The organism is Colwellia sp. E2M01 (genome assembly GCF_018860585.1).
In the GTDB taxonomy this organism is placed as follows: Bacteria; Pseudomonadota; Gammaproteobacteria; order Enterobacterales; family Alteromonadaceae; genus Colwellia.
The window spans coordinates 81,311-89,846 of the sequence record NZ_JAHKPR010000054.1 but is presented as its reverse complement, the minus strand read 5'-3'; the positions used below and the strand labels follow the sequence as shown (position 1 = coordinate 89,846).

Here is an 8,536-nt window from a genome sequence, read left to right as displayed (position 1 = left end):
CGTCCTGTGATAACTAGCGGTAAAATACATCAAATATATTAGCATAAAGAACTTATATTATAAGTACTTGATATTAAAAAAATCAGTTAACTTAATTCTTATATATTAATTAGTAGTAGCTATTAGTAGCGTGGGATTTACGCATAAAACGGGATAAAAGAAGGTAGTTTTTTTTGTGTGGTATATAACAAATAACTATAATATTTGATTTATTTATTACTTTTATTGTAATTCAGTGCTTAAAAGGAGAGATTTTGACTTTATAGAGCTGTTTTTAATCATTTTTTGATAAAGCTAATTTCCAATGAAATATTTAACTATTATTGATTAAGGTAATATCTTTCAGGTTTAGTAGAAGTATCTTTTTCAATTATTTTACACACCATACGCTGCTTTGGCATACCAGCAACCATATAAACAGATCCAACAGGAAGAAAATTATATTCGGTAAAGTAACCTACTTTCTCGAGAGGGCTCGAAATAAAAACTTCTTCTAATGATAATTCATGAGCAATACTAAATAAACCTTGCATAATAAACGCATCAACTTTTTTACTTCTATGTCCCATTACAACAGCAATGCGACTAATTTCACCTTCTGGCGATATACGACCGGTAGCAATAGGCTCTTGACTTTTGTCATCACACACTAGCATGTGATAAGCAGTGCGGTCACCCTTATCAAATTCAATTTTTTTAGGGATACGTTTTTCACAGACAAAGACTTTTTCACGGATGTTTTTAAGTAGAGGAGCGGCTTGTTGCCATTTAACTTGACTAATACTGTAAGACATTTAATAACCCGACGTTAACAACCCAAAAAGAATAGAACCCAAAAAGAATAGATAAAAAACCTCTTTGAACTTTTCAAAGAGTAAACTTAGACTAGTAAATGATTTTTAATTTTGCCAACCGCTAAACAGGGTTATTTGTGGTTTATGGCTGGTTATATAAGAAAGATTGATAATTAGGCACAAAAAAAGAAGGCGTAATGCCTTCTTTTTATTACATTTATAATATTTCAACTCGTCAAATATAACGAGTAAAAATTAAATTGAAAATTATTTCAATTCATCAATAAATGCTACCGCTCTACCAATATAGCTAGCTGGCGTCATTTCACATAATGCCGCTTTAGCTGAATCTGGTAATTCTAATGTCATGATAAATTCACGCATTGAATCGCCATTTACACGCTTACCACGAGTAAGGTCTTTAAGCTTTTCGTATGGCTTTTCGATGCCGTAACGACGCATTACTGTTTGAATTGGCTCTGCTAATACTTCCCAGTTGCTGTCTAATTCAGCGGCTAAGTTAGCTTCGTTAACTTCTAGCTTGCTAATACCTTTTAAAGTGGCACCGTAAGCGATCATAGTGTGAGCAAAACCAACACCTAAATTACGTAAAACTGTTGAGTCAGTTAAATCACGTTGCCAGCGAGAAATTGGTAGTTTTTGCGCTAGGTGAGTGAATAATGCGTTAGCAATACCTAAGTTACCTTCTGAGTTTTCAAAATCAATAGGATTAACTTTATGTGGCATTGTTGATGAACCAATTTCACCTGCAATCGTTTTTTGCTTGAAGTGACCCATAGCGATGTAACCCCAAATATCACGATCGAAATCGATTAATATAGTGTTAAATCGTGCTACTGCATCAAATAATTCTGCAATGTAGTCATGCGGTTCAATTTGTGTAGTGAATGGATTAAATGATAAACCTAATGAAGTAACAAATTCATTAGCATATTGATGCCAATCTACTTCAGGGTAAGCGCTTAAGTGAGCATTGTAGTTACCTACAGCACCGTTAATTTTACCTAACATTTCAACGTTAGCAATTTGTTCACGTTGACGTTGTAAACGTACATAAACGTTAGCCATTTCTTTACCTAGAGTACTAGGTGAAGCTGGTTGTCCGTGAGTACGACACATCATTGGAATGGCTTTGTATTCTACTGCTAATGCTTTAATTGCTGCTAGAATGTTATCTATTTCTGGTAATAAAACTGTATCACGACAATCGTTTAACATTAAACCGTGAGATAAATTGTTAATATCTTCAGAAGTACAAGCAAAGTGAATAAATTCGGTTACAGCGTTTAATTCAGCATTGTCACTGATTTTTTCTTTTAAGAAGTATTCAACCGCTTTAACGTCGTGGTTTGTTGTTGCTTCAATATCTTTAATGTTTTGTGCATCAGCTTCGCTAAAGTTAGCAACAATTGCATCTAATACTGCGTTAGCTTCTGCTGAAAATGCTGGAACTTCGGCAATAGCGGTAGTTGCTGCAAGTTTTTGTAACCAACGTACTTCAACGGTTACACGGTATTTAATTAAGCCAAATTCACTAAAAATAGGGCGTAATGACTTTACTTTACTGCCGTAACGACCATCTACTGGCGATATTGCACTTAATGCTGAAAGTTCCATAGTATTTTCCTAGGTTATATTAATGTGCTCTTACTTTTACAGGGTAATTCAACCTGCTTGGTGAGAGTTAAATAGTATTCAAATTTTTGATTAAATATTTTTAAATTCTTTTAAGCTTTTTTTGAAAAGCTGATTTTCATGTTCTTTTTTAAATAGTGTTAAGTAACTCTTTTGCGGTACTTACTATCTTTTTACGATGAAATAGTATGTTTCTGCGTTTGCCGCCAACTTGACGCCATAATACTGCGGCTCTGATCCCCGATAACAGTAATGCGCGTATTTTATGTTGATTACTTGTTTGCTTTAAAATAGCCGGGTTGCCAGTTACTTGAATGCTAGCGCCAAGCGGGCTAATTATATCACTATAAATGCTCGCGAAACTGGCAATTAACGTGTCACTGGTTATAGGGTAATGTTCAAGTTGTCTGTTACACGCTTCAAGACGTTCACCTAAAAGTGATAGCTGTTTCGATTGCTTGTTAAGGCGTCGCTCCAAATTAATTAGGTTAATGAGGTAGCGAGTAAATTCAGGATCTTTTTCTTTTGTTTCATTAGTCTTAGTTGTACCACTTAAATGTTCAACTAATAACTCAAGCCCTTGCTTTAGATTTGCAAGTTTACCGCCGTAAACCGCTAAGGTATTTTCAGGAGACATTTGAATTAAACTATTCAGTAAAACAGACATGTCTTCATCACTAATACGGCTATGATGAGATACTTGCTGTACATGATGAGCAACTTGACAAAGCGCGGCAAAAGTTATCGTTTGATCTTTCATTATTAGTTTTAAAATTCCTTTAACGAATTAGCGTGTCAATGATACCGCCACCTAAACAAACATCACCTTGATAAAATACAACGGATTGTCCAGGAGTTACCGAGCTTTGCTGCTCGGCAAAGTCAATTTGGTATTCATCGGTTGCTGATTTACTGTCCATTGCGCTTTTAACTAAAGTTACAGTACAAGCAACGTCTTCTTGGCGGTAACGTGTTTTTACTGTACATTGAAGGCTCGTTGTTAACGCTTTTCTGTCAACCCAATGGAGTTGATTAGCAATCAAACCTTTTGAGAATAGGCGAGGGTGGTTATGACCTTGACCGACAATAAGCACGTTACGTAATAAGTCTTTTTCAACCACATACCAAGGCTCTTCACCGGCATCCGCTAAACCGCCAATACGTAAACCTTTGCGTTGACCCAGTGTGTGATACATTAAACCGTCGTGATGACCAATTTCTGCGCCTTCTGCGGATTCAATAATGCCTGGTTTTGCCGGTAAGTATTGACCAAGAAAATCTTTAAATTTACGTTCACCAATAAAACAAATACCCGTGCTATCTTTTTTATCATGAGTAACTAAACCAGCTTCTTCGGCAATAGCACGAACTTCTGGTTTTTCGATATGACCAACAGGGAAAAGCGTTTGCGCTAATTGCGCTTCGTTTAAGGTATATAAAAAGTAGCTTTGATCTTTGTTGTTATCTAAACCGCGGATCATTTTCCAAGCGCCATCGCGCAATTCGCGTTGTACGTAATGACCTGTGGCAATGTAATCAGCACCTAAATCTTCACAGGCAAATTCTAAGAAGGCTTTAAATTTAATTTCTTTATTACACATAATGTCAGGATTTGGCGTACGTCCTGCTTTATATTCTTCTAAAAAATACTCAAAAACATTGTCCCAGTATTCGGTCGCAAAGTTAATGGTGTGTAATTTTATATTAAGTTTGTCACAAATAGCTTGTGCATCTTCTAAGTCTTGGGCTGCGGCACAGTACTCATCGGTATCATCTTCTTCCCAATTCTTCATAAATAAACCTTCTACTTGGTAACCCTGCTGTTGAAGCAAGTAAGCAGAAACTGAAGAGTCGACACCACCAGACATACCAACAATAACTTTGGTTTGTTCAGGTGTTTTATCTAATAGAGAATTATTTGTGGCTGTTAACATGTTTATAAGACCGTATACTTAAAATTATGCGTAAAAGTTTACTAATAAAGCGCGAAAATAGCTGACGCGCAAAATCAGAGGCGCAAAATTATAACATGAGCAAGATGAAGGTTGTAGATTAAAGATTAGATTTTAATTGCGATAATTCTATTTTATTACCTGCAAGATAATCTTCTATACATTCTAATACCATAGCACTACGTAATTGATTGTGTTTTTCTTTTATTTGAGTAAGAGAAAACCAGTGCGTTGCCAGAATTTCAACGTCTTGTGGTTGGCCTTTTAGGTATTGGTCCAATTCGATAACGAAACAGAAACGTAAAAAATATAAGGCGAGATCTGGTCGGTGGTGATAATAAATACCGCACAAATAATCTGGAGAGAGGGCAAGGCCTGTTTCTTCCAATACTTCACGCTCAATTGCCGCGATAAGACTTTCACCTTTTTCTAAGTGTCCCGCAGGTTGATTAAAAACAATATTGTTATTTTCAAGCTCTTCAACAAATAAGAACTTACCTTGATGGTGGATAACTGCAGCGACTGTTGTGTTAGGTTTGAATTGACTTTCACCATGTTCATTGATTTCGTTAAGCAACTTTATATTCTCCATTTTGAATATTATCAATTGTCCAATCACCAATACGATAACGAATAAGTCTGAGGGTAGGGTAACCGATATTGGCAGTCATGCGTCTCACTTGTCTATTACGGCCTTCACTAATTGTTATTTCTAACCAAGTAGTTGGAATACTCGCGCGCTCTCTTATTGGCGGTATGCGATCCCAAACTTTTGGCTCATTCATTACGCTAACTTTGGCGGGTTTGGTCATACCGTCTTTTAATTCAATGCCTTGGCGTAACTTGGCTAAATCTTGCTCTGCTGGCGAACCTTCAACTTGTACCCAATAAGTCTTTTCCGTTTTTTTTACTGGATTGGCAATTTGATGTTGTAATTGTCCGTCATTGGTAAGGAGTAATAAACCTTCACTGTCTCTATCAAGGCGGCCTGCAGCGTATACATCAGGTATATCGATAAAGTCTTTTAATGTTCTCCGCTGTCCTTCATCAGTAAATTGCGACAAAACATCAAAGGGTTTATTAAAAAGTATAACTTTACGATCTTTTGGCGCAGGTCTACTTTTAGTTACTTTCAAAATTTTATGAGTCTTATTGCTATGACTAAATTTTTTGGAGCGTGGCGAAGGTGAATTTTTACTAAGTTTCATTGCAGAAGTAACTATTTATAAAGTACATACAGAGTAGCTTATCTTGAGTGTTGATGATTTTCAATGCTAAGCAAGTTTAGGTTAACTAGTAAGGTATTGATTAAAATAATAGTCATTATAATAATCAATAATGCTGTTATTAAGCTTTGAACTCGAAGAATGTGCTAATATATGACTGCGTTTTTTCTCTTTTTAATTTTTTTTGTAAAAGAAGAAAAAAGATATATTAAATTTTATATGAATATTTTATGTCGAATTGATAAAGGTTTTTTATTAACTTACTGTTTTAATAGTTAAAATAAATATTTTATAGTGGTCGTAAGTTTAACCGATTTAGTATCCTCTATTTTCATATGCTTTAAATAACAGTATAATCTACGCGCGAAAAATAAAATTTTTGCTTTGGTATAAGTATGTATATATTTGAAAAGTTAATATCTAAATTATCTTAACTTTTCAAATATATTACAACCGCCAGAGCGTTTGGCTAATTAAAGTAGGAAACTCAATGAGCACTGATAACTCTAAAATTATTTATACCATTACCGATGAAGCGCCAGCATTAGCAACATATTCTTTATTGCCAATTATTCAAGCTTACACTGCATCATCAGGTATTAATGTTGAAACTCGTGATATTTCATTAGCAGCGCGTATCATCGCCAACTTATCTGACTATTTACCTGAAGAACAAAAAACAGCTGACGCATTAGCTGAATTAGGTGAATTAGCGAAAACACCAGAAGCAAACATCATTAAGTTACCAAACGTTTCTGCTTCAATTCCACAATTACAAGCAGCAATTAAAGAAATTCAAGCGAAAGGTTTTGCTTTACCAGAGTACCCATCAGAGCCAAAAACTGATGAAGAAAAAGCAATCAAAGCAGCTTACGCAAAAGTATTAGGTTCAGCAGTAAACCCAGTATTACGTGAAGGTAACTCAGACCGTCGTGCGCCTGGTTCAGTTAAACAATTTGCTAAAAATAACCCTCACCGTATGGGCGAGTGGAAAAAAGACTCTAAATCACACGTTGCTCACATGAGCGAAGGTGACTTTTACGGTAGCGAGCAATCAGTAACTATTGCTGATGCAACAGACGTTAAAATTGAATTCACAGGTAAAGATGGTTCAGTTAATGTATTAAAAGAGTCTACGCCTTTATTAGCCGGTGAAATCATTGATTCTTCAGTAATGAGTTCAAAAGCATTACAAGCATTCTTAGCTGAGCAAATCGCAGATGCTAAAGAGCAAGGCGTTTTATTCTCATTACACATGAAAGCAACCATGATGAAGGTTTCAGACCCAATCATCTTCGGTCAATGTGTATCTGTATTCTACAAAGACGTATTTGCTAAGCACGCTGATTTGTTTGCTGAGTTAGGTGTTGACGTAAATAACGGTATTGGTGATGTTTACGCTAAAATCAAAACACTTGATGAAGCTAAGCAAGCTGAGATTGTTGCTGATTTAGACGCTGTTTATGCAGATGCTCCTGCAATGGCAATGGTTGATTCAGACAAAGGTATTACTAACTTACACGTACCTAGCGATGTAATTATTGATGCTTCAATGCCAGCTATGATCCGTGGCGGCGGTAAAATGTGGAATGCTGCAGGTGATGAACAAGATGCTAAAGCAGTAATTCCTGATCGTTGTTATGCAACGTTATATTCTGAAACTATCGCTTTCTGTAAAGAAAATGGTGCATTTGACGTAACAACAATGGGTACTGTTCCTAACGTTGGTTTAATGGCGCAAAAAGCTGAAGAATACGGTTCGCACGATAAAACATTCCAAATGGAAGCAGACGGTGTTGTTAAAGTAATTGATGCATCAGGTGCTGTTCTTATGGAACAAAACGTTGAAGCGGGTGATATCTTCCGTATGTGTCAAGCGAAAGACTTACCAATTCAAGATTGGGTTAAGCTTGCTGTAAATCGTTCACGTTTATCAAATACTCCAGCTATTTTCTGGTTAGATGAAAATCGTGCGCACGATGCAGAGATGATCAAAAAAGTTAATGCATACTTGCCACAACATGATACAACTGGTTTAGATATTCAAATTTTACCACCAGTTGAAGCAACTAAAGTAACATTACAACGTGCTAAAGATGGTTTAGATACTATCTCTGTAACGGGTAACGTTTTACGTGATTACTTAACTGATTTATTCCCAATTTTAGAATTAGGCACGTCAGCTAAAATGCTTTCAATCGTTCCATTAATGAACGGTGGTGGTTTATTCGAAACAGGCGCTGGCGGCTCTGCTCCTAAGCATGTTCAACAATTCGATAAAGAAAACTACTTACGTTGGGATTCTTTAGGTGAGTTTTTAGCATTAGCTGCTTCTTTAGAACACTTATCAGTAACTACTGGTAACGCTAAAGCACAAGTACTTGCTGATACGTTAGATGCTGCAACAGCAACTTTCTTAGCAGAAAACAAATCTCCAGCACGTAAAGTAGGTCAAATTGATAACCGTGGTTCACATTTCTACTTAGGTCTTTACTGGGCACAAGAACTTGCGGCACAAGACGATAATGCAGAATTGAAAGCTCAATTTACTGAGTTTGCTAAAGAGTTAACTGCTAAAGAAGAAGCTATTGTAGCTGAGTTAAATGGCGCACAAGGTGTTGCAAATGACGTTAACGGTTATTACCTAGCTGATACTGATTTAGTGGCAAAAGCTATGCGTCCTAGTGAAACACTAAACACAATTTTAGCTTCACTTGTTTAAGATAAGTTAAGCAACTAGCGCTTTTTATCTTATAGGTAATAGAGCTAGTAAAATAGAATATAAGGCGTCAAAAAAGCTAAGTAGCAATACTTAGCTTTTTTTATGTTTGCAATAAAAGATATAAAGCTTAATGGAGTCGGTGTCGAAAACACAAGGAAATCATAGTGATACCAAGTCCGTTAAATT

The 8,536-nt window shown here is 35.9% G+C and carries 7 protein-coding genes; 1 reads left to right on the top strand and 6 read right to left on the bottom strand.

What is annotated here, in order from left to right; genetic code table 11:
* Positions 1–320 precede the first annotated feature (320 nt).
* The 6 genes from KO502_RS11520 to KO502_RS11495 all read right to left on the bottom strand — a co-directional run bounded on the left by KO502_RS11520 (position 321) and on the right by KO502_RS11495 (position 5,610).
* Positions 321–794: an N-acetyltransferase gene (locus KO502_RS11520; protein WP_216022710.1), complete on the bottom strand. Its 474-nt coding sequence runs from the start codon at positions 792–794 to the stop codon at positions 321–323.
* 267 nt (positions 795–1,061) lie between these two features.
* On the bottom strand, positions 1,062–2,432 hold the full coding sequence (purB, locus tag KO502_RS11515; protein ID WP_216022709.1) for an adenylosuccinate lyase: 1,371 nt from the start codon (positions 2,430–2,432) through the stop codon (positions 1,062–1,064).
* 148 nt (positions 2,433–2,580) lie between these two features.
* Positions 2,581–3,210 carry a high frequency lysogenization protein HflD gene (hflD, locus tag KO502_RS11510; RefSeq protein ID WP_216022708.1) on the bottom strand — a complete coding sequence of 210 codons (630 nt, stop codon included), beginning with the start codon at positions 3,208–3,210 and terminating at the stop codon, positions 2,581–2,583.
* A 19-nt stretch (positions 3,211–3,229) separates the two neighbouring features.
* On the bottom strand, positions 3,230–4,384 hold the full coding sequence (gene mnmA, locus KO502_RS11505; protein ID WP_216022707.1) for a tRNA 2-thiouridine(34) synthase MnmA: 1,155 nt from the start codon (positions 4,382–4,384) through the stop codon (positions 3,230–3,232).
* 118 nt (positions 4,385–4,502) lie between these two features.
* Positions 4,503–4,979 (bottom strand): NUDIX hydrolase, encoded by a 477-nt coding sequence (locus KO502_RS11500; protein WP_252730735.1) that lies wholly within the window; start codon positions 4,977–4,979, stop codon positions 4,503–4,505.
* Complete coding sequence (locus KO502_RS11495) at positions 4,972–5,610, bottom strand: pseudouridine synthase (protein ID WP_216022705.1); 639 nt, start codon at positions 5,608–5,610, stop codon at positions 4,972–4,974. The genes KO502_RS11500 and KO502_RS11495 overlap by 8 nt, the downstream gene beginning before the upstream one ends.
* A gap of 508 nt (positions 5,611–6,118) precedes the next feature.
* Between KO502_RS11495 and KO502_RS11490 the strand changes: the two genes are divergently transcribed.
* Positions 6,119–8,350, top strand: a complete 2,232-nt coding sequence (locus tag KO502_RS11490; RefSeq protein ID WP_216022704.1) for an NADP-dependent isocitrate dehydrogenase — start codon at positions 6,119–6,121, stop codon at positions 8,348–8,350.
* Positions 8,351–8,536: the final 186 nt, after the last annotated feature.

What these genes read in the sequence shown, in the direction of transcription:
- KO502_RS11495 (WP_216022705.1), bottom strand. Translation starts at nt 5,610, where the DNA reads ATGAAACTTAGTAAAAATTCACCTTCGCCACGCTCCAAAAAATTTAGT.
- KO502_RS11520 (WP_216022710.1), bottom strand. Translation starts at nt 794, where the DNA reads ATGTCTTACAGTATTAGTCAAGTTAAATGGCAACAAGCCGCTCCTCTA.
- purB (WP_216022709.1), bottom strand. Translation starts at nt 2,432, where the DNA reads ATGGAACTTTCAGCATTAAGTGCAATATCGCCAGTAGATGGTCGTTAC.
- mnmA (WP_216022707.1), bottom strand. Translation starts at nt 4,384, where the DNA reads ATGTTAACAGCCACAAATAATTCTCTATTAGATAAAACACCTGAACAA.
- hflD (WP_216022708.1), bottom strand. Translation starts at nt 3,210, where the DNA reads ATGAAAGATCAAACGATAACTTTTGCCGCGCTTTGTCAAGTTGCTCAT.
- KO502_RS11490 (WP_216022704.1), top strand. Translation starts at nt 6,119, where the DNA reads ATGAGCACTGATAACTCTAAAATTATTTATACCATTACCGATGAAGCG.